This is a genomic window from Pseudomonas sp. Z18(2022), from assembly GCF_036346535.1.
Classification (GTDB): domain Bacteria; phylum Pseudomonadota; class Gammaproteobacteria; order Pseudomonadales; family Pseudomonadaceae; genus Aquipseudomonas; species Aquipseudomonas yamanorum_A.
In genome coordinates this window covers 181,116-201,090 of the sequence record NZ_JAOTOA010000002.1, presented here as the reverse complement: position 1 = coordinate 201,090, position 19,975 = coordinate 181,116, and the positions used below count along the sequence as shown (strand labels likewise).

Below are 19,975 nucleotides of genomic sequence, written 5' to 3'. Positions count from 1 at the left end.
ATTTTGATGCTTTTGGATTAATTCTTTCCGACGAGTGGCATTGTGTCGATTTTTTGACTTATTTTTGATTTTTTTACCATTTTCTTGCAGATCAAAAGGTTGTGATGCTTTATTGGTAAAATTGCTGGCCGACTGGTCAGGAAAAACCGCTTAGCTGACAAATCAAATTACAACTAAGTGATTAACCCTCAGCGCGCCATAAAAGCGATTAAACGATTCCGCTATTAATCTGACGCTTAATATTTCGAAACAGAATACGTAAAGGCTCGCCTTATTCAAGGGAAAACCGATGGTCGTTATGCCGAAAGCATCTAAGCAAAAGGCCTGACCGACTAATCCCTCTAACGGTCGGGTTTATGTATCAAGTTGTATGCAATTCCCCTCTCAATACATGGCGAGGCAAAAGGCCGGGGTGCATGACACAGGCCGGATACCTCCCGGGCGCTCAATAGGCTCCAACGAAACACATCACCTATTGAACCCCAGAGGACACCACCATGAACCGGACCACCTTCATCGCCAGCAGCCTGTTTGCCTTGCTCAACATTGCCGCCTTTTCAGCCCACGCCGAGGCCAGCCAAAAGCTGGATATTCAGCAAGTGCTGTCGACGGTGGACGATGGTGGTGCCGCGTGTGGAGTGGTGAATGCGCGGATGACTTACCTGGATTCCCATGGCCAGAAGCGCGTGTTTGAGTACATGAAGTTTGCGGACTCGTGCAATGAAGGCAGCTAACACGGTGAACAGCAAACCCTGTGGCGAGGGAGCTTGCTCCCGCTGGGCTGCGAAGCAGCCCCAAAAACAGTGGGAGCAAGCTCCCTCGCCACAAAATCTCATCTGAAGCTAAATCGCGTTAACCGCGAATACGGTGCTCGGTGAACTCATAATCCTCCTGGCAATCGCCAGTCGGGTCCGCCGCCACACTCACGTAATGAACCGTGTCGGTGTCGACCATCTTGTAGGTGTAGACATCCGGCGTACGCACGCCATCCGTTCTCAACTCATTCTTGCCATTGACCGCAGACCAGGTGCCGTTCTCGGTTTGAATCGGCTGGGTTTGCTGCGCATCACGGAAAAAGGTGATGGTGAAGCGGCCGTCGGGCTTGAGGTTGTTGTTCCAGGACAGGAACTGGCACTTGCCGCTTTCTGCGCGCAGGCCTTTCCATTGGCCGACGAGGGCCGGGTCGTTGGCAGGCTTGTTGGCGGCGCAGCCACCGAGGGTGGCGGCCAGGAAAATGAGAGCCAGGGAGAGATTCCGTTTCACGTGGTGCTTCCTTATATGAGTACATTCGTCGCGCGAACGCGCTCAGGATTGATCCTGATAGATGCCGATGGTTCGTTGAAGCGCCCCTTCATCCATGGGACGGCTGACGAAGAGTGGCATGTTGCCACCACCCACAGACCTTTTCCAGTGATCCAGCGCATGGGATTTGCGGGGTTTGGGTGATTGAAACGAGGCCGAGCAGAAAAAACCCAGGCGGTTGCAAAAATAGTCAGAATTCAGGGGTTTACAGAAGCTTGCCAATCGCTATAATCGTCGCCCTAACACGCCGGTATAGCTCAGTTGGTAGAGCAACTGACTTGTAATCAGTAGGTCCCGGGTTCGACTCCTGGTGCCGGCACCACATTAGGCTCCATTGCATTCTACTGAATGCTCTGGAAGCCCCGAAAACCCGCCCTTTGGCGGGTTTTTTCGTTCCAGGACCCTCTGTCGGGATCCAACAAAATCCCCCTTCCCCGAGGGTATGTTAGGGGTACTGCGATTTCCCGGTCAGGAGCGCGTACCCCTATGCCACGTCTAGCGATCCCCCTCAGCGACCTGCAATGCCGCACGGCCAAAACCCGCGAACGCGCCTACAAACTGTTCGACGGCGGCGGCATGTACCTTTTCGTCAAGCCCAACGGCGTGAAGACCTGGCGCTTGAAGTACACCAAGCCCAGCGGCAAGGAAGGTACGCTCATCATCGGCAATTACCCCATCGTTACCCTTTCCGTCGCACGGCGTAAGCGAGACGAAGCCAAGGCGTTGCTGCTAGACAACCTCGACCCAATGGAAGAAAAAAAGAAGGCCAAGATCGTAGCCCAGCGGGCGGCATTGCTTTTCGAAACCGTTGCTCTGGAGTGGCACGCCGACATGTCCCGTCGCTGGACCGAAGGACACGCAAAAACCGTGATGAGCCGACTGCGTACCCACGTCTTCCCGCTGATCGGCCAACGACCCATCGCTGAACTCGATACCCATGACCTGCTAGAGATCACCCAGCGCATCAAGAAACGCGGCACCATGGATGTGGCGTTAAGGGTACAGAACTACTTATCCACCATCATGCGCGGGGCCAAAAGGGCTCGGCAGATCACCATAAATCCTGCACTGGATCTGGCAGGCTCGATTCACGCGCCGCGCACAGTCCATCGCCCCGCCCTATCCCTCAACCGCCTACCCGAACTGCTACAACGCATCGACAACTACAACGGTCGCGAGCTGACGCGCCTTGCCGTCCTGTTGACGTTGCATGTATTCGTCCGCTCCAGCGAACTACGCTTCGCTCGATGGAGTGAGTTCGACCTTCAACGCGCCATGTGGGAAATCCCAGATACGCGCGCACCGATTGAAGGGGTACGCAACTCCACACGCGGGACCAAAATGAACGGCGACATTCAAATGGTTCCGCTATCGCCGCAGGTCATCGAAATACTGGAGCGCCTGCGCAGCCTCAGTCGCTTTTCAGAGTTGGTGCTACCGGGCGACCACAAGTACTGGAAGCCCATGTCCGAGAATACGGTGAACACCATGCTCCGCAACGTCGGCTATGACACCAGCAAGGACGTGTGCGGCCACGGCTTCAGGACCATGGCCTGTAGCGCTCTGCTGGAGTCCGGGTTATGGACCGACGCAGCCATCGAAAGACAAATGAGCCACAAGGAACGCAACCGTGTGCGTGCCGCGTATATCCACAAGGCCGAATTCCTCGAACAGCGCAGGCTGATCATGGCGTGGTGGAGCAACTACATCGACGCCAACCGCCATGGGCATGTGACACCCCACGAATTCGCTCACCCAGTCGGCGACAACATCACAGCCCTACAAAATAGCCGTGGCGCATCCAAACGTGGGTAAGCCTGTGAGATCACCGTTGTCCGCCCTTCCACGCGGGTCCATCCAAGCGGGGCTGCAAAGCCGCCCTGCTTGGATGGACCTCATTTGAAAAATCTAAAGCCCACGCAAATTGTCTGTGGAAAACCATAGATTTCCACCGGTGGATAATTTCATCCACAGCCGCAGAATTCCTGAAAATTCGAGCCTTGACCCAAATTATCCACAGGCGTAGAAAAGATCGGGCAAAGCGCTGTCTTTGACAGCAACCCAGGTAGCCAGAACCTTTAAGGCTACGCCACACCGTGGTGGTTCTCCCAAAGTGCGATTAGCGTCCGGCGGCTCGCACGTTCACTCACCGAGTGATGGATGCCAACTTCAGATCATTGCCATTGCGGCAAATACACACCCTACCCAACTGCCCTGCAGCAACCTATCCGCTTGGCCATTTCACTGCGCCAACCTGCGCCCGTCTCTTTCTCCCGGAAAGAGACGGGCGCTCCTACCGCTGCTGCAGCCCAACACGTACAAGGCTCTACGGCATTCCCTCTCGTGACAATCGACGTGACAAACACCGAAGTCACCAGCAACAGCGATGCAGATGATGGTGCCGCAGCCCAAGGAATGGACTGCACCTGACTGACAGTCAGGCATGCCTCGGTCATCGCATAGCTGCCTTCACCCAACTCAGGATCTCGCGGCGTTGGTTTCGTCAGCCAGCACAGCCTTCACCCGCCCACTTCCTCGGAAGTGCTCAGGAGGCCAGATCATGAGATGCCCAAGCTCCCGGTCGTAAAGAGCCGCCAGTCCCGCGTTAGTGGACAACCCTCACAGGTCGCAGGGGCCTTGATCCCTGATAACACTCAGCATTCATGGCGGGATGACGTGGGGAAGGTTTTAAAGGTTTGGCTTCGAGAGGAGTTCGATCATGCCATTGGTCGGTAGACGGGATGGGCGCAATTTTGGCTATGGCCGGCAATTGAGCTATGCGGGGCCGCAAGCGCTGAAAGATCTGTTTGGCGGCGGGCATTACGGGACGGTCAAAGCGCACAGTGATCGCTGGCAGGCGTTTGTTCGGTGGTGTCGGTCGGAGGATGGACCAGGATTTAACGATGCGCGGCAGATTAATTGGCAGACCTTGCTGGACTACGCCGGACACCTGCGCCAACAAGTTCAACGAGGTGAGCTGGCCATCGCGACTGCGCAAAACCGGTTGTCCAGTGTGAATCGGACCATGGCCGCGCTTCGCGGTGATCCGTATGTGAAAGTGTCGAGCCCGAGTAAGGCGCTTGGAATGCAGCGCACCAGTATTCGTCGTTCAGTGCCGCAAGGCCAGGACCGCGAACAGGTGAAGCGGATCGTAGAGGTGCTTTGTGAAAACCAGCAGCCGCGCGCCGCAGCCATCGCTCAGTTAGCGCGAGCCACCGGTATGCGCTTGCGCGAGGCGATTTTGGCCGACCTTCCCCGTCTAAAACGTGAAGCCAAGCAATTCGGAAAGATCAACATCCAGGACGGCACCAAAGGGGGCCGCTCAGGTGCCTCAGCGCCTCGTTGGATTACGGTAGATGATCATATTCGTGACGCACTGAGGCTTGCCGAATATGTCTCGCCCAACGGTAGCCGCAACCTGCTGGCACCGAACGAACGCTACCTCGATTTCTTGCAGGGAATCGTCTGCCCCGTACGGGACATCCTCCATAAGCACGACCTCAAAGGCTTCCACGAATTGCGGGCAGCCTATGCTTGCGAACGCTATGAGCAAATCACCCACCATCCCGCCCCCATCAACGGAGGCCATTGCTATCAACTCGACCGACGCCTAGATCAGGATGCCCGAGTACAAATCAGCTATGAGCTGGGGCATAACCGTATCGTCCTGGTGTCGGCTTACATTGGTGGTAGAGCATGAGCAAGCCATTCGATATGGAGCTGTTCCTGGGGGGCGTTCTAACTGGGTCGCACGCCACTCGCCAACGTCACCTTCGCCAAGCGAAAGCCATTCAAACGGCGATCGCTAATCGTTGGCAACGGGACAATCCATGGACCTGGCAGCGAAAACATCTCGCGTGGTTTCTAAACTACCAAGTGAACCAGAACGCTGAATCGACGCGCTATTACTATCTGCTGACTGTGCATTTACTCATTACTCGCTTAGGTAAATCTTGGCAGTTCAAGCAATAGACGAAGGAGCAACTGACCAAAATTGAACGCTCAAGAATCCTCTCAGATAATTGCTTCTATGGCAGTTCCCTTCATTGCCCTTCCTTATCGCCCTGCGTTACCCTCAGACTTTGTTACTCATCCAAAGCATAAGGATCGCTGTCATGGTCTATAACCTTGAGGTTAGAGGTACAGGGAGGTCACGGTGAGTGGGATTGTCTCCAGAATCAACCAAGGCAGGTATGACTCAGAAAAGAGTCTGGTGAACTTACGTGTTAACGCTATAAAAAAGAATCGGATTGACGTCATCGATGCGGTAAATCAGCGATTAAGAAAGCACTATCCAAAAATCTACGAGCGCCTCGTTGGACCACTCCACGAGCGCAAAAGAGACAAAAAATTCAGCTGTTATTGCAACTACCCCAAAAGCCTTTTTGCGATTTATCAGGACATAGTAAACAATAGAGTTCACTATCATTCTTTGATGTGTGATGCCTGCTGGCAGGACGACATCTCAAAAACTTGGGGCTACTACGGCTGGGCAAGCAAACTTATACCACAACAAACATGGCATGCTCTGTGCGAGGAGCGTGCTAACGACAAGTTTGTTGATTAGTTATTCTTCGCCGAAGAATAGAAAACCTTCTAATAAGTTTTCGTGATCACGCAGGCATGGTAGAAAAGGGTAGAGAATGAATATAAGAACTGCATCTGGATCGGGATCTAGCACGAGACGGGGATATGCCTTAGAAGACCTGTGTCGCGATATTTTGAAAGCCAACCACTGGCAGATTGATCCTCTGGATTCAATTCCGGATTATGGCATAGATATAACCGCTACGGAGCCGACTACCAGAGATCGTGTAGCGTTTGAGGTTAAATATACACGCAACTCCACCTTTCCTACATCGGCACTAATAATATCAGCTGAACGGCTTATAGAAATGGTAAGTGCGGCGGGAGTAGACAAGGCTGTACTCATAGTAGCCGCTGATATCCGTCCCGAAATAAAAAATCGAATTCAAGACAAATATAATTTACAAATCCTCAACTTAAACGACCTAATCTCTTTGGCAAGCATTGACCTAGAGCTTATGGACAGATTAGTACAACTATGCGAAGTTGATCTATCAGAGAGGCAATTTGACAGCAATGCAAACTCCATTATCAACCCTAAACATATTAGAGTAAAACCTAACACAACCTCAGCGAATGAGAATGAAAGAATCGGTCGGGGATTAATTGAAAAACTACAATCCATCCCGCTTGGCAGGGATGGCTGTTATGAATTCGAGGATATCGCAAGTGAAATCCTAAAATATTTGTTTGACGAAAATCTTACTGGCTGGCATCAGCAAAAAAGAACAACCGATGATTTACACCGCTACGACTTAATTTGCCGCGTAATCGACAACTCAACCATTTGGAAATTCATTTCGCAGAATCTTGACTCAAGATATGTATTGTTTGAGTTCAAGAACTACAAAGAGCAGATAGGCCAATCTCAAATTTATTCAACAGAGAAGTACCTTTATGAGAAAGCCAAACGTAAAGTTTGCTTTCTTATCTCTAGAACTGGAGCATCAGACAACGCCCTCGCTGCTTGCCAAGGCGCAATGAGAGAACACGGAAAACTAATACTTTGCCTTGATGATAAGGGATTGACTGAAATGATTAGTTGCAAAGTCTCAGGCGATGACCCGAACGAACTATTATTTGAGAAAGTAGATAAATTCCTAATGGAGCTCCCTAGGTGAACACATCACATGGCGTGTCATTCAAACGGACGCCACTAGCATGAGTCGCATTACTGACGCTTCAGCGAACGTCTACTACGGGATCAGGTTGTGTGAAAATATTTAAGAGTAAGTTTGAAAGTAAAACCCGGAACGAAAATTGCGCTCCTACGTAAATCTTAGGCCTGCTGACTAGCCAAACACCGACAGATTTTACGTAGCAACGCGAACTTCAAAACGGAGCATGTGTTTTCACACAGCCTGGGTCGTTGGCGCCCTGTCACGAATGAAAGGAGACGACCTGAAGCGAATATTCAAAATGCAACGTCATACCTAGGTTCAGTCGCATGCATCTGCCTACTTGAAGAAGTCTGGATCCTCTTCTGGGTTGATCCAGCAACGGCGCAGATGTAGCGATGCAAGCTCAACTACGTGTCGATTGAAGCCGCCTTCAAGGGCTTTGCGTTATATGGAGGTCAAGGATTTCCTCTGTATTCAGCAAAAATAAATTCGTGCCCTTTCTGCTATTGCTCACTATAGAATGGCATCTGGCCAGTACAAAAAATTAGTTTTCTTTAACAAAAATATCGTAATGCAAGGATTTAGGAATTGACTCCAGGAAAAGCCAAAGCAACACTTCCAGACCCATTTCCAATCGAAAAACTCCGTGAGTTAGACTTTGGTAGTAATGATGGGCATCGGGATGACCTCGCACAAGATATGTTCATCGTAACTTCAGCTGTTAAGAAGTTCTTTCTAAACAAACACTCTGTTATCGTTGGCGCCATAGGCACTGGGAAAAGTACACTTTTCAGACTATTGAAGAATCGTCACAAAGAAATTGATGCATTTAAAAATGACCTAATAATACCACTTGAAGAAGCGCTATCATTTTCCGAGCTGTCCGACTTCACCAAAGAATATTACATTGGAAAAGACGAGAGAACACTTTACCAGTTGCTCTGGAAGTTTAATATATTATCTAAGACTGCGATTGCAATATCGGGAATGCCAAATTTCCCTGAAAGCAAATCTGAGCAAACCATCAACAACTTCCTAAAAGAGTCATTAAGCACAGATGCTTATAGCAGCATCATCAGCAAAGTTAAGGACCTCATCTCGAATGCCAACATTAAATTTGAGGCTAATATTGCTGACCATCCGATTACGCTTGAGGCGGGCATCAAAAAATCAAGCACCAATAAAAAGAAAATCAATTTAGAGGAAGTACAAAGAGCTATTTCATCCGCAGTCAAAGAGCGAGGCTATGACAAAGCCACGATAATTATCGACAAAATCGACAGATTTGTTGCTGGAATTGAGTACGCCATACAGAGAAACTTTCTTACTGCACTTCTCGAAGTAGACGATGACATGGCGTCTGACAGCCACTTAAACCTTAAAATTTTTATCCGTTACGACCTTTTTGAAAGATTGAATTTTTCAAACCTTGGCTATGACAAGGTCGTTGACAATGCGGTAATACTTCGATGGAGCAAAGACGAAACTTTACGTTTTCTTGCGACTAGAATTTGTATGGCTTTACACAACGCTCAAATAGCAAACTTCCACAACATGATTTTAGCTACCGACTTGAGCGAGTATGGACTATCTTTCAGGGAACGTTTCTTACTTAATCCAAAGATACCTAAAATACTAAAAAAAGTAGTTAGCAAGAAACAAAAGGTTGAGCGTGATCAAAACCTATTTGGGAAGTTCGATAAGTCCTTTATAACCAAGGTCTTCCCAAGAAAAGCCATTCATTACTGCGCAAGTAGTCAGCAGACAGAAGAGATTGGAATATTTGAATTTCTTGGCGGTCATTTTATTGATGGCAACTCGGTTTGCACTCCTAGGTACATGCTTATATTTTTGAAAGAGGTTGTGAACAACGTAGCCTCTTATTACGAAGAAAACCCAGACCAAATATCCGAACTAGTACTAGTTGACAAAGACTACGAGTGGGATCTTTTCAAAAAGAAATGCGTATACACAGCATATATTGATGCCAAAGATATATACGTCAAAAACATCGGCACAGTAGACGAGAAGTGGGCCAAGCAATTTAGTAACTTCACATCAAAGAAAGGCAATAAAACAAAATTTGATTTCAAATGGATCAGAGCAAATTTATCAGATGTTTCCGAACAAGACTCGGTAGATTTTTTATCTTTCTTACAAGTGATAGGATATTTGAAAATATCCGAGCATCACTCAGACATAAAAAAGCGGGGTTACGAGCTTCCTATTTTATATAAAACTGCTCCAAATCATAACTAACCAACGCACAACCTATGGTTATGAAGGAATAAAACTTCATAACTCATAAAATAAGTGACGATTACTGTCGCGTTGGGGGAGGAACTGCAGGTCCAGGCCGACTCCTGCCTGTCAACTATGATGCTGGCTACGTCCATCCTCACAAGGATTACAAATGCGTAAATCCCAGATTCGATTCCACTGAAGACCATAACTAGCTGATTTATTTATAGTTACTAGTTGGGGTACGCCAAATTTTCCAGTGAACTCCAGACGCCCGGAAAACCTAGTCTCGCCGAAACATACCGTTCGTCTGGTGCCGCACCATACAAAACGAAGCCCTCGCAGAAATGCGGGGGCTTTGTTGTTTCTGGGGTATCCCCGCCCCTCGCTGCCTTCCTGCCTATCCCCTCGCCTTTCTTGTCGCCGAATCGACCATCGTGTTTACTGTCAATTGCGCCACAAGTGCCTCCTTGCGCGCCAAAACGGTTTTCAAGTGTATTGCCTTTAAACAGGTTCGAACGCTTATGACGATTGCTACGCCCTCCATCAAACTCAGCACGCTTCGGCAGATAGCGCCCTACCTGAGCATGCGAGGGGTGTCGCCGTTGGAGTTCTTTCGGCGCTTTGGTATTTCCCCCCACGTTTTTCATCAGGCTGATGGGTGGGTGCCGCGCGCGACCTGCTTTCATATCGCCAATGAAATGGCGGCTATCGCACAGGATCCTTTCGCCGGTGCGTCGGTGGGACACTTGATCGAAGTACGTTCACTCGGGGCCTGGGGCGACTTGATACTGGGCTCGACCAGCCTCGCTCAGGCGTGTGCAGTAGCGTCGATCCATACGGAGTTACTGCATCAGGGAGGGGAAGTAAAAATCGTCACCGAAGGCCGTACAACGAAACTCATCCACCAATTTACCGGACAGCACGGGGCTGACCCGAAGCAAGTGATTTTCGGCACGCTGGCGCTGCTTAGAAAAGTACCGCTCATGTCCGGCGAGCCTGGCGGCATTCGTGTGCATCTGAAAAACCCCAGGGAAAGAGGCGACGAGGCGCTTGAAGAATACCTGGGGCCGAACCTCGAAATGAACGCAACATACAACATGATCGAGTTCGACCGTGAGTTGCTCGACACGCCCCTGCAAGCTGTTCGGGATGACGCCTGGAAAGTCACCCAGGCCTTGAAGTCGACCGTTGAAACCGCCGACGTGCTCGCCAAACAGATAGCGGACCAGCAACTGTCCAAACTTGCCACTATTTCAAAAAAGATCGGACTGTCTCCGCGCACGTTGCAACGTCGCCTCGAACATTGCGGCATCGACTTCGATGCACTGCGTGACGAAACACGTCGCAGTGAAGCCTTTCAATTACTGGCCAGCGGTAAATACAGCGCGACCGAGATTGCCTACATGGTCGGCTACAGCGATCCCGCGCACTTTACGCGTGCCTTCAAGCGTTGGACCGGGAGCCCGCCGTCGCGCTATCGCTCCATCCTGAAACAGGGTCGCTAACCTCCTCGCTTCCTTCCCGTACAACTATTCGGCCCATTTCAGCGGTTGCCTTCGCGTGCGCGCTCACTTTGCTTTTGGCACCAAATGGCAAGTTTGCGCCGAGGCGTTCTTATACAGTCAAAAAATTAACGCCAACTTATAAGACCCTGAGGTTTAAATGTCTCACTCATGCACCGCCTGCGTCCTCGCCATCGCACTGGCAACGTTTGGAAGCGCGAACGCCCAGTCATTCCCGGAAGCGGTAATACCGGTGGGCGTGGATAACTTTGCCCGTGCCGAGTCCGATCTCTACCTGGGAAAAATGGTCGCGAGTGGCAGTTTGGGCCGGTTTGTTCATACCCGCGAAGCGGTACCCATCGACGCCCAGGATGTGGTGCGGATGAACCGGGACACGCTCTATTCGTCAGCGGTGTTCGACCTCGATGCAGGCCCCGTCACCATCACGTTGCCTGAGGCCGGTGGGCGGTTCATGTCGATGGCGGTGATCAATGAAGATCACTACGTCCCCATCGTCACGTACGGCGCAGGCCGCCGGACGCTGACAAAAGAGGCCGTCGGCACACGTTATGTATTTGTGGCGGTGCGCACGTTCTTCGATCCCGCAAATGGCAAAGACCTTGAAAAGGTACATGCACTGCAGGATGCAATCACCGTCAGCCAGGCCAAGGTTGGAGAGTTTGTAGTGCCCAAGTGGGACCTAGCGAGCCAGGCAAAGGTGCGCGAGGCTCTGGAGGTGCTGGGTTCGACGATTCCTGACTACAACCAGTCCTTTGGCCCAAAGGGCACGGTCAATCCAATCCATCACTTGATCGGCACCGCCACAGGCTGGGGCGGAAACCCGGCCAAGGACGCGATCTATCTCGGCGGCGTGATGCCGCACAACGATGGGGAAACCCTTTACCGACTTAAAGTTGGAGAGGTCCCGGTCAATAGTTTCTGGTCTGTCAGTGTTTATAACGCCGACGGTTACTTTCAGAAGAATCCCTATGACGCCTATTCGTTGAACAACCTCACCGCCAAGAAAAGTGAGGACGGCTCGATTGTTATCCAGTTCGGCGGTTGCGACGGGAAGATTGTTAATTGCCTGCCTACTACACCCGGCTGGAACTACACCGTCAGGCTTTATCAGCCGAGCGAACAAATACTGAATGGCAAATGGAGCTTTCCAAAGCCACAGCCCGTCGCACTCTAGTCAGTTATTCCCAAATTTTTAGAACTTAAAAAATTGCCAATACGTTTGGTTTTACACCAAAGGAAACAAGCGATGACAACCCTCTATGGTTCGAACTTTCTCAAGTACCCGGTGACGCTCATGACCGGTGCGGCGCTCGCTTTTGCGATGGTGTTGCCTGCACACGCCGACGATTCAAGTGAGCCCTCCGTGACCGTCGGTGGCGGACTTGCCGTTGGCCCGCTGTACGAAGGTTCCTCACACTACGCTGCGTTCCCGTCACTGAAACTCAAAGCGGTTTTGCCCACCGAAAACTGGGGCAAATTTACCGCATCCTTCCCGGAAGGGCTGCGCTGGGACCTACCGGGTTTGTCGCCTTTCGGGATCGCCCTGTTGCTGGGTTACGACCAGGGCCGCAAGGAAAGAATCCACACCCTGGGCGGTCGTGATGACTACCTCAAGGGCATGGGCAACCTGGACAGCACCGCGCTTGTCGGGGCGGAAGCGTATTGGATGCTACCGGCCGGACGCCTGTTCGTGCGCGGCCTGCAAGCCAGCCAGAGCCGCGATTACGGTGGCGAAAGCCTGGGGCGTACCGCGTTCCTGGAGGCCGGTTTCGCCACCGCCTACGCACTGTCTTCGACATTGACCCTGGACTCGACCCTATACGGCACCTGGAGCAATGAGAAAGACATGATGGCGCGCTTCGGCGTCACCGCCCAACAAGCGGCGCGCACCGGCTTCGACGAATACCACCCGGGCGGCGGCATGCGCGACGTGACCTTGAAACTGGGCCTCACCTGGCAATTGCAGCCACAACTGGCACTGGAAGGCGGCATCAAAACCTACGCCCTGGTCTCCGACGCCCGCAACAGCCCGCTCACGGGTGAAAACGTGGGCGCAGGCGCCTACCTGAATGCCCTTTACCGGTTTTGATCAGGGAACACTCGATGAAAACACTACATAAGCAGCTGGGTTTGGCCGGCCTGCTCTGGTCGGGGCTGGTACTTGCCGACGATGCCACCAAGGTCACAGACCCTCACTTCAAGCTGGCCCCAGGCTATCTGAACTCGGCGGATCTGCCATTGCGCCTGGCGTTGCTGGGCGCCCCGCCCAAGCCCGACTCTGCGGCGCTTGCACGGGATGAAGAAGCACGGCGAGCAGCGCTGTCGCTACGCGGTACGGCCCGGGAGAAACTCGCCGCAGCGGATGCGGAGCTGTCATTCCCGGGCCCGGCCAACGCATTCGTCTGCGCGATGGGCACGCCGATCAGCGAGAAAAATACACCGCATCTCTACACCCTGATGCAACGCACCCTGACCGATGCGGGCGGCTCCACCTACGCTGGGAAAAATGCCTACAACCGCACCCGACCGTTCGTGGCCCATAACGAAGGAACCTGTCGCAAAGACATGGAGCCGTTGCTGCGTACCGATGGCTCCTGGCCGTCCGGCCACTCTGCCGCGGGCTGGGCCTGGGGCCTGGTACTGGCGGAAATCAACCCGGCACGCGCCACCGAACTGATGACCCGCGGGTTGTCCTTCGGCCAAAGCCGGGTCATCTGCGATGCGCACTGGCAGAGCGACGTGGATGCAGGCCGCATCATGGGGGCCGCCACAGTGGCGAGCCTGCATAGCAATCCGGCATTCCTGGCGGACCTCGCGGCGGCGAAGGAAGAGGTCAAGGCTGCGCAAAAGGCTGGCCTGAAACCTACAGAAGACTGCGCGGCCGAGAGCGTGGCGCTCTCGCTGACCCAGCACTGATCGGGGAAACACCATGATCCACAGTGACAACGTCCGCCTGGCGCTGCTGGTTGGCGCTTTCGCGGTCGCCGGCTCAAGCCTGCCAACAGTGGCCAGGGCGGCAGACAGCGATGAATGGCAGTTCAACGGCGGGCCCTACGTATGGGGCGCCGGTATCCGTGGGCACGTGGGCCACAGCAGCACCGGGACCCAGTTCATAAAATCCGACTTCTCCGACATCGCCAAGACGGTCGATATGTCGGTGATGCTGATGGGTGAGGCGCGCCGTGGCCCCTACAGCGTGCTCGCCGACCTGATGTACATCGACACCGACACCCGCAACCGCCTGCCTGGAGGCGCCAAACTTGAGGTTGAAAGCAAGACGGCCTCCGGGTTCCTGGGTGGCGGCTACACCGTGCTGGGAGATGAAAACCGTCGGCTGGATGTCGCCGGTGGCGTGCGCGTCTGGTACAGCGGCACCACCCTCACCTTCCATGGTGGACCTCTTGGGGGCTCATCGGGCTCAGACAATGCGACTTGGGCAGACGCCATGGCGGGACTGCGCGGGCACTATGCCGTGAATGACCGGTTCTGGTTGTCATCGTGGGGAATGGCGGGCGCCGGGCAGTCTCGGGAGGATTGGGACGTGGCCGCGCTGGCGGGCTGGGAGTTCTGGCCGGGATTTTCAGCGGTGGCCGGGTACCGGGCCATGGGGGTGAATTATCGTCATGATGGGTTTGTGTACGACATTGTCCAGAAGGGGCCACTGCTGGGTATCAGTGGGCGATTCTGAGGTGTTGGGCTATTTTGATTTCACCCGAAAGGATGTCGCGGAGAGCCGGAACATGGTTCAAGAATTCAATCACCACCGTGAATGGATAGCAGCGCTTGATAAGTACGAGAAACTTCTGACTGAAAACCCCGACCTCCGCTGGGAAGGGCTACCGGCCGATCAGCACACCCGCATGGCACTCGGGTTGTACAAGCTCAAGTGCTTCGCCGAACGGATGCTCGAAGGCAGCACGGCAACCTGGGCCAGACTGGACGCCATGGACGAACTTCGGCTCCATCTGATCAGCGAGCACCACTGGACCCTGCAGGATGTGCGGCAGATACAGGACGAAGAGGATTTTGTGTTCCTTCTTCATGATGAGTTGCAACAGATGAAGCTGACCGAGCAAGAGGCTGGGCCTGTTCGGCAGTGGACGGATCATCTTGGGTCAAGGGGTGAGTACCAGCAGCACTACAGGGATTCTGCTTCATAGAGGGAGTGGGGGTTGGAGTAGGCTTTCAATTCAATAACGAGAATCGTGGTCTGACGCAGTTTTCCCGTTTTCCAGATAGACCAATTCCTGTAGAGAAGTCCCGCCTCAGATTTATGCAGAATTATGGGTAGCCAATAATTATGGCGTATCCATAAAAAGAGCTAATTCATGAGCACATGCCTCTGCGGCCCCGAATTTTCGTACACCCATATCAGCTTGCCTCCCCATCCTCCACCCCGCTAACCTCCCCCAGCCGCTGCAAAATCAGCGGCCGGATGTGGAAGTCCGTACTATGGCTAAAGGCGCTCAAACGCCCATGAACACCTACTGGCGTTTTTTTTCGCCTGTATTCTTGTGTTATGGCGGCTGTGGGCGGGGCACTTCGGTGCGCCGGGTTCCTTTAGCCCCGGTCTTCCACACCTGCGCACAGCTGCCACCCTCATGTGGAAGTGAGATTGGCAGTTCCTGAATCGCTAAAGGAGCTTCGCCATGTTCAAGGTCACACCTAACCCGCCTCATACCCCAATCGACGCCAAGCTTCATGCCGCCGCGCAGCGGGCGATTGATCATTACTTGCACTCATCAGACGATGCAGAACCTGCGGCGCGTTCAGGCAGTAATCTGTTCTCCGTTTCGCCCGATGTGGATACCGAAACGCTGCTGGCCAATGCCGCAGAAACCCTCTCGTCAGCCAATGAAATGGTCTCGAACCTGGCATTCGAGCTGGAAGGATCACAAAGGGCTGTGGCATTGGGGATTCAGCAACTGATTGAGTTGAGTTCAATCCTGGTAGATCGGGCGTTGGAACAGGTCGCGCCTTCAACCCGTTAATTCCGACAGGCCAACAAAAAACGCCCCGAACCATCACGGTCCGGGGCGTTTTTTCGTTCAGTCGCGTCGCTTAGTGCCCAGCACTCTGCCCACCATCCACATGCAGAATCTCACCCGTCACAAACCCAGCCGATTCCAGATACACAATCGCCTGCGCAATATCCCGCGCTTCACCCATATGCCCAACCGGATGCAAGCTACCCAACGCCGCATGCGTCTCTTCACCATGCATCGGCGTCTTGATAATCCCCGGGCTCACCGCGTTCACCCGAATCCCGCGCTTGGCGTATTCAATCGCCAGCGATTTGGTCGCGGAGTTCAGCCCGCCTTTGGTCAGCGAAGCCAGCACCGACGGCACGCCGTCAATCGCGTGGTCCACCAGGCTGGTGGTGATGTTGACGATGTGCCCGGCGCCCTGTTTGAGCATTTCGGTAATCGCCAGTTGGGTGATGTAGAAGAACCCGTTCAGGTTCACCGCCAACACGTTCACGTAGTCTTCGTGGGTGTAGCTGGTGAAGGGTTTGGCGACGAAGATCCCGGCGTTGTTGATCAGGCTGTCGATGCGGCCAAACCGCGTCACGCCTTCGCGGATGACGCGCTCGGCGGTGGCCGGGTCGGCGATGTCGCCGGCTACGGTAAGGATGTCTGGATCGGTCGACGGTTTGATCGACCGGGACGTCGCAACCACGCGGTAATCCAGCTCGCGGTAGGCCTTGACCGCAGCAGCGCCGAGGCCTTGGGATGCGCCAGTAATCACAACGACTTTTTTCGAATTGCTCATGATGAAACCTCTATAGGGAAAATGGGATGGTTCAAGCAGCCGCGGCGGACATTTCCCGCAGCATCTGTTCGTAGTAACTGACTGATTGCGACCCGGAGACCAGCTGGCGGCCGTTGAGCACCATGGCCGGCACGGAGTTGATGCCGTGCTCGCGGTAGAACACTTCAAGCTCGCGCACTTCGTTGGCGTAGGCGGTAGAGCCCAGCACCTTGCGTGCGGCTTCAATGTCCAGCCCGGCCTCGGCGGCCAAACGCGCCAGGGTTTCGTGGTCGCTGACGTTCTGGCCATCGCTGAAATACCCTCGCAGCAGCGCCCTTTTCAGCTCGGTCTGGCGCCCTTGCTGCAACGCCCAAAACAGCAACCGATGGGCGTCGAAGGTGTTGTAGAAGTGGCTGCGTTTTTCCAGGTCGAAGGTGAAGCCGATGGCCTCGCCCCGCTCCATCAGCATCTTTTTGCCGCTGGCGACTTCCTCGGCGCTGCGCCCGTATTTGCGCATCATGTGGGCGACGGCGTTTTCGCCTTCGGCCGGCATGTCGGGGTTGAGTTCGAAGGGTTTGAAGGTCAGTTCAACCTTCACTTCGCCTGCCAGGTTGTCGATGGCTTGTTCCAGGGCGGTGGCGCCGAGGGCGCACCACGGGCACACCACATCGGAGATGAAGTCGATGGTGACGGGCGCGCTCATGACGGATTTTCCGCGAGCTGCTTGCGGTACTGGGTGGTAGTGATGCCGGCATAGCCCCAGTTATCGGTGTCGACTTCTTCGATGACGATGTGGGTCAGGTCGGGGCGTTTTTTGAGGACGCGCTCGAGGGTTTCGGTGATTTCGGCAATGACCTGGGCTTTCTGCTCCGAGGTAACGCCGTCGCGGGTGATGCGTACGCTGACAAATGGCATGGCAAGGCTCCAGTGACTTGCCCATCGACATGGTGGGCAGGCAGTGAGGCCAATTTATGGGGTTGTTTGATGTGGATAAAGGTGGGGCGGAGTACTTCATTAGTGATGTGGTGTAATCAATAAGCTCAGATCGCAGGCATAAAAAAACCCCGAACCAGTCGGGGTTTTTTATCGCCTTGAATCAGGCGCGACGCTCAATCAATCAGAAAACGTTGATTGGGTAGTCGGCGAACAGACGGATCTCGTTACCGCCCACGTTGTAGTTGCTGGCGTTGTTGGAAACGCGCAACCACGACGCACGGGCACGCAGGCTCAGGTCTTTGGCCGGGCCGTTCTGTACCACGTATTTGAACTGGTTGAAGATCTCACGCTCGGTGCCACTGCCGCGGTTGGAACCGTCGTCAATGTTGGTGCCGCGCACGTAGGCGATGTTGTAGGTCAGGCCAGGCACGCCGAAGGCGCTGAAGTCCAGGCCGTAGCCTGCTTGCCAGGAGCGCTCGTCCTTGCCGTTGAAGTCAGACCAGTAGGAGTTGGCCAGCAGGATGGTGTTGCCACCGTCGCCGATGCCGCCTGCGTTGCGGTAGCCGCCGTACAGGTAACCGGTGTCACCGGTGCTGCGCTGGTGGGCCAGGGTGAAGCTGTGCGGGCCAACGGCCCACGTGGCGCCCAGGCTCCAGATTTTGTTGTCGCGAGCGTCGGCGTCACCTTGGTTTTCCAGGGCGAAACTACGGTCGAGCTTGGTTTTGTAACCGTTGAAGTCGAAGGTCAACGATTGTTTCTCTGGCAGGGCCAGCACGTAGTTGACGTTGACGTATTGCTTCTTCAGCACGTCCTGCATGTTGGAAGCGTAGAGCGCTGCCGACAGGCTTTCGGTGAATTTGTAGCTACCGCCGATGTAGTCGATGCTTTTCAGCGCGCCACTGTCGGAACCCTCGGCGCTCTTGCGAGCTTCCTTGGTGAAGTGACCAGCGTCCAGTTGCAGGCCGGCGATTTCTTTGGAAACGATCGAAGTACCTTCGTAGGTTTCCGACAACAGACGGGAGTTGTCGTACTGCAGCACCGGCACGGCTGGCATCTGCTGGCCGTATTTGATCACGGTGTTGGAGATGCGTGCCTTGACGGCTGCGCCGCCCTTGGCCAGGTCATCGGCTGCTGCGCCGCTGTCGCCTTGCTTGAAGAAGTCGATACCGCCAGCGCCGCTGCGACCTTTACCACCGTCCAGGCGAATGGCGTATTGGCCGATCACGTCCACACCCACACCGACGGTGCCTTGGGTGAAACCGGACTCGAACTTGCCGATGAAGCCCTGGCCCCATTCGGCTTTGTCTTGCTTGCCGTTCTTGTAGTCGCGGCTGATGTACGCGTTGCGTGCCGCGATGTTCAGGTGGCTGTCTTCAACAAAACCCTTTGATTGGGATTGGTCGTCAGCCATTGCTTGCGTAGCGCTCAAAATCCCCAGAGCGATCAGCCCCATCCGTTGTTTCAACATTTTCTTATATTCCTTATTACTGGTTGAGTACGCGCTGTGACACCAGGCTCCGTGTTGCTTTTCTGGTGTCGACTTTCCCCAGATAAAAAAAGGCCCGCGGACGACTAAAATGCCGCGGGCCTTTTTTTATTGGAGAAGTCATGGCGGTTAGCCACAGGCGTTGGGGCGAATCCTATCCGCGCCCTTTACTGTGTGTCAATTTCGTGAATCGTCTGTATTTAGGCTAAAAAAGTCTAAGAAACATTAAATAGCCATCATGGTGCAAGGCTCTATCAAGCCCGTCTCGGCTCTTCGCAACCCTGCAGGCCACACATTGGTGCACTCGATTGGGTGGTTGGAATCGAAATTGCGACTGTTTGTCTCAGCCACTCGGCAAAGGCTTGGGGCTTGCCCAGCCAGGGGCTGATGTCGAGTAATTGCAGTTGGCCGCCCTGCTCCAGGGCCAAGGTGGGAAAGCCCTGGCCGCCGATTTTTGCCAGCCATTGGCGGCTGTCTTTAATGTGAGCCTGGGTTTCTGCGCCCTGGATTTCATTGAAGGCTGTGTTGAAGACTTGAGGATCCAAACCGATGGACTCAGCCAGAGTCAGCAGCACGTCGTTATCGGCGATTCGGCGACCTTCGACATAGTGCGCCGTTTGCAAACGCGCCAATAATTCCAGGCCGCGACCGGCAACTTTTTCTGCGGCCAGCACCGCGCTGATGGGCGGGGCTGAGTCGAACACCGCGTCGTGGTCTCGCAGCAAGCCTTCGAAATACGCCTGGCCAAACGGTTGCCCGGTGTACTCGGCAATGCGCCGGTCGTGGGGCATTACGTAGTCACGCAACTGCGGCGAGACAGATTGGCGATTGGCGCCGGTCATCATGCCGCCGCCGTGCAGCTGGACAGGCAATACATCCCGGGCGGCATGCAGCAGCGGCTCGGCGCCGTAACACCAGCCGCACAGCGGGTCGTAAATGTAATGAAGCGTGGCTGCCGACATGACGGGCTCCGATAGACGTTGATGCCCGGCAGATTAGTCTTACCTACAGTTCGGAAAAACCCC

The 19,975-nt window shown here is 54.0% G+C and carries 20 protein-coding genes and 1 tRNA gene; 15 read left to right on the top strand and 6 right to left on the bottom strand.

Annotated features, from left to right (window positions below):
- Positions 1-497: 497 nt before the first annotated feature.
- On the top strand, positions 498-734 hold the full coding sequence (locus V3W39_RS06260) for a DUF2790 domain-containing protein (protein WP_177041004.1): 237 nt from the start codon (positions 498-500) through the stop codon (positions 732-734).
- 118 nt (positions 735-852) lie between these two features.
- Here the strand turns inward: V3W39_RS06260 and V3W39_RS06255 are convergent, their stop codons facing one another.
- A complete protein-coding gene (locus tag V3W39_RS06255; RefSeq protein ID WP_330212376.1) occupies positions 853-1,263 on the bottom strand; it encodes a hypothetical protein in 411 nt (136 codons plus the stop codon).
- 285 nt (positions 1,264-1,548) lie between these two features.
- Here V3W39_RS06255 and V3W39_RS06250 point away from each other — a divergent pair.
- The 14 genes from V3W39_RS06250 to V3W39_RS06185 all read left to right on the top strand — a co-directional run bounded on the left by V3W39_RS06250 (position 1,549) and on the right by V3W39_RS06185 (position 15,768).
- Positions 1,549-1,624 (top strand) — tRNA-Thr (locus V3W39_RS06250).
- Positions 1,625-1,788: 164 nt separating this feature from the next.
- The gene (locus V3W39_RS06245) at positions 1,789-3,117 is read left to right on the top strand and encodes a tyrosine-type recombinase/integrase (protein WP_330212375.1); all 1,329 of its coding nucleotides are present in this window, start codon (positions 1,789-1,791) and stop codon (positions 3,115-3,117) included.
- 904 nt (positions 3,118-4,021) lie between these two features.
- Entirely contained in the window at positions 4,022-5,002 is a 981-nt protein-coding gene (locus tag V3W39_RS06240) for an integrase domain-containing protein (protein WP_330212374.1), read from the top strand.
- On the top strand, positions 4,999-5,274 hold the full coding sequence (locus tag V3W39_RS06235) for a hypothetical protein (RefSeq protein ID WP_330212373.1): 276 nt from the start codon (positions 4,999-5,001) through the stop codon (positions 5,272-5,274). The genes V3W39_RS06240 and V3W39_RS06235 overlap by 4 nt, the downstream gene beginning before the upstream one ends.
- A 184-nt stretch (positions 5,275-5,458) precedes the next feature.
- Complete coding sequence (locus V3W39_RS06230) at positions 5,459-5,869, top strand: hypothetical protein (RefSeq protein ID WP_330212372.1); 411 nt, start codon at positions 5,459-5,461, stop codon at positions 5,867-5,869.
- 76 nt (positions 5,870-5,945) lie between these two features.
- Entirely contained in the window at positions 5,946-7,010 is a 1,065-nt protein-coding gene (locus tag V3W39_RS06225) for a restriction endonuclease (RefSeq protein ID WP_330212371.1), read from the top strand.
- Positions 7,011-7,598: 588 nt separating this feature from the next.
- Entirely contained in the window at positions 7,599-9,269 is a 1,671-nt protein-coding gene (locus V3W39_RS06220) for a P-loop ATPase, Sll1717 family (protein ID WP_330212370.1), read from the top strand.
- Between the two features lie 506 nt (positions 9,270-9,775).
- The gene (locus tag V3W39_RS06215) at positions 9,776-10,759 is read left to right on the top strand and encodes an AraC family transcriptional regulator (protein WP_330212369.1); all 984 of its coding nucleotides are present in this window, start codon (positions 9,776-9,778) and stop codon (positions 10,757-10,759) included.
- 157 nt (positions 10,760-10,916) lie between these two features.
- Complete coding sequence (locus V3W39_RS06210) at positions 10,917-11,951, top strand: DUF1254 domain-containing protein (protein WP_330212368.1); 1,035 nt, start codon at positions 10,917-10,919, stop codon at positions 11,949-11,951.
- 72 nt (positions 11,952-12,023) lie between these two features.
- The gene (locus V3W39_RS06205; protein ID WP_259195198.1) at positions 12,024-12,866 is read left to right on the top strand and encodes a MipA/OmpV family protein; all 843 of its coding nucleotides are present in this window, start codon (positions 12,024-12,026) and stop codon (positions 12,864-12,866) included.
- Between the two features lie 14 nt (positions 12,867-12,880).
- A complete protein-coding gene (locus V3W39_RS06200) occupies positions 12,881-13,693 on the top strand; it encodes an acid phosphatase (RefSeq protein ID WP_330212367.1) in 813 nt (270 codons plus the stop codon).
- 13 nt (positions 13,694-13,706) lie between these two features.
- Entirely contained in the window at positions 13,707-14,465 is a 759-nt protein-coding gene (locus V3W39_RS06195) for a hypothetical protein (protein ID WP_330212366.1), read from the top strand.
- A gap of 52 nt (positions 14,466-14,517) precedes the next feature.
- Entirely contained in the window at positions 14,518-14,937 is a 420-nt protein-coding gene (locus tag V3W39_RS06190) for a hypothetical protein (RefSeq protein WP_330212365.1), read from the top strand.
- Between the two features lie 489 nt (positions 14,938-15,426).
- Complete coding sequence (locus V3W39_RS06185; protein WP_259195192.1) at positions 15,427-15,768, top strand: DUF6124 family protein; 342 nt, start codon at positions 15,427-15,429, stop codon at positions 15,766-15,768.
- 70 nt (positions 15,769-15,838) lie between these two features.
- On the opposite strand, the gene V3W39_RS06180 is transcribed toward V3W39_RS06185, so the two are convergent.
- From V3W39_RS06180 to V3W39_RS06160, 5 genes are all read right to left on the bottom strand, one after another.
- Entirely contained in the window at positions 15,839-16,549 is a 711-nt protein-coding gene (locus V3W39_RS06180; RefSeq protein WP_330212364.1) for an SDR family NAD(P)-dependent oxidoreductase, read from the bottom strand.
- A gap of 31 nt (positions 16,550-16,580) precedes the next feature.
- Complete coding sequence (locus tag V3W39_RS06175; RefSeq protein ID WP_330212363.1) at positions 16,581-17,231, bottom strand: DsbA family oxidoreductase; 651 nt, start codon at positions 17,229-17,231, stop codon at positions 16,581-16,583.
- On the bottom strand, positions 17,228-17,443 hold the full coding sequence (locus tag V3W39_RS06170) for a tautomerase family protein (protein WP_177075948.1): 216 nt from the start codon (positions 17,441-17,443) through the stop codon (positions 17,228-17,230). Before V3W39_RS06170 ends, V3W39_RS06175 begins: the two co-directional genes overlap by 4 nt.
- Positions 17,444-17,645: 202 nt before the next feature.
- Positions 17,646-18,932: an OprD family porin gene (locus V3W39_RS06165; protein ID WP_177040985.1), complete on the bottom strand. Its 1,287-nt coding sequence runs from the start codon at positions 18,930-18,932 to the stop codon at positions 17,646-17,648.
- 272 nt (positions 18,933-19,204) lie between these two features.
- A complete protein-coding gene (locus tag V3W39_RS06160; protein ID WP_330212362.1) occupies positions 19,205-19,912 on the bottom strand; it encodes a DsbA family protein in 708 nt (235 codons plus the stop codon).
- Positions 19,913-19,975 lie beyond the last annotated feature (63 nt).

What these genes read in the sequence shown, in the direction of transcription:
- V3W39_RS06165 (WP_177040985.1), bottom strand. Translation starts at nt 18,932, where the DNA reads ATGTTGAAACAACGGATGGGGCTGATCGCTCTGGGGATTTTGAGCGCT.
- V3W39_RS06200 (WP_330212367.1), top strand. Translation starts at nt 12,881, where the DNA reads ATGAAAACACTACATAAGCAGCTGGGTTTGGCCGGCCTGCTCTGGTCG.
- V3W39_RS06180 (WP_330212364.1), bottom strand. Translation starts at nt 16,549, where the DNA reads ATGAGCAATTCGAAAAAAGTCGTTGTGATTACTGGCGCATCCCAAGGC.
- V3W39_RS06225 (WP_330212371.1), top strand. Translation starts at nt 5,946, where the DNA reads ATGAATATAAGAACTGCATCTGGATCGGGATCTAGCACGAGACGGGGA.
- V3W39_RS06195 (WP_330212366.1), top strand. Translation starts at nt 13,707, where the DNA reads ATGATCCACAGTGACAACGTCCGCCTGGCGCTGCTGGTTGGCGCTTTC.
- V3W39_RS06245 (WP_330212375.1), top strand. Translation starts at nt 1,789, where the DNA reads ATGCCACGTCTAGCGATCCCCCTCAGCGACCTGCAATGCCGCACGGCC.
- V3W39_RS06205 (WP_259195198.1), top strand. Translation starts at nt 12,024, where the DNA reads ATGACAACCCTCTATGGTTCGAACTTTCTCAAGTACCCGGTGACGCTC.
- V3W39_RS06210 (WP_330212368.1), top strand. Translation starts at nt 10,917, where the DNA reads ATGTCTCACTCATGCACCGCCTGCGTCCTCGCCATCGCACTGGCAACG.
- V3W39_RS06175 (WP_330212363.1), bottom strand. Translation starts at nt 17,231, where the DNA reads ATGAGCGCGCCCGTCACCATCGACTTCATCTCCGATGTGGTGTGCCCG.
- V3W39_RS06185 (WP_259195192.1), top strand. Translation starts at nt 15,427, where the DNA reads ATGTTCAAGGTCACACCTAACCCGCCTCATACCCCAATCGACGCCAAG.
- V3W39_RS06260 (WP_177041004.1), top strand. Translation starts at nt 498, where the DNA reads ATGAACCGGACCACCTTCATCGCCAGCAGCCTGTTTGCCTTGCTCAAC.
- V3W39_RS06235 (WP_330212373.1), top strand. Translation starts at nt 4,999, where the DNA reads ATGAGCAAGCCATTCGATATGGAGCTGTTCCTGGGGGGCGTTCTAACT.
- V3W39_RS06240 (WP_330212374.1), top strand. Translation starts at nt 4,022, where the DNA reads ATGCCATTGGTCGGTAGACGGGATGGGCGCAATTTTGGCTATGGCCGG.
- V3W39_RS06215 (WP_330212369.1), top strand. Translation starts at nt 9,776, where the DNA reads ATGACGATTGCTACGCCCTCCATCAAACTCAGCACGCTTCGGCAGATA.
- V3W39_RS06160 (WP_330212362.1), bottom strand. Translation starts at nt 19,912, where the DNA reads ATGTCGGCAGCCACGCTTCATTACATTTACGACCCGCTGTGCGGCTGG.
- V3W39_RS06170 (WP_177075948.1), bottom strand. Translation starts at nt 17,443, where the DNA reads ATGCCATTTGTCAGCGTACGCATCACCCGCGACGGCGTTACCTCGGAG.
- V3W39_RS06190 (WP_330212365.1), top strand. Translation starts at nt 14,518, where the DNA reads ATGGTTCAAGAATTCAATCACCACCGTGAATGGATAGCAGCGCTTGAT.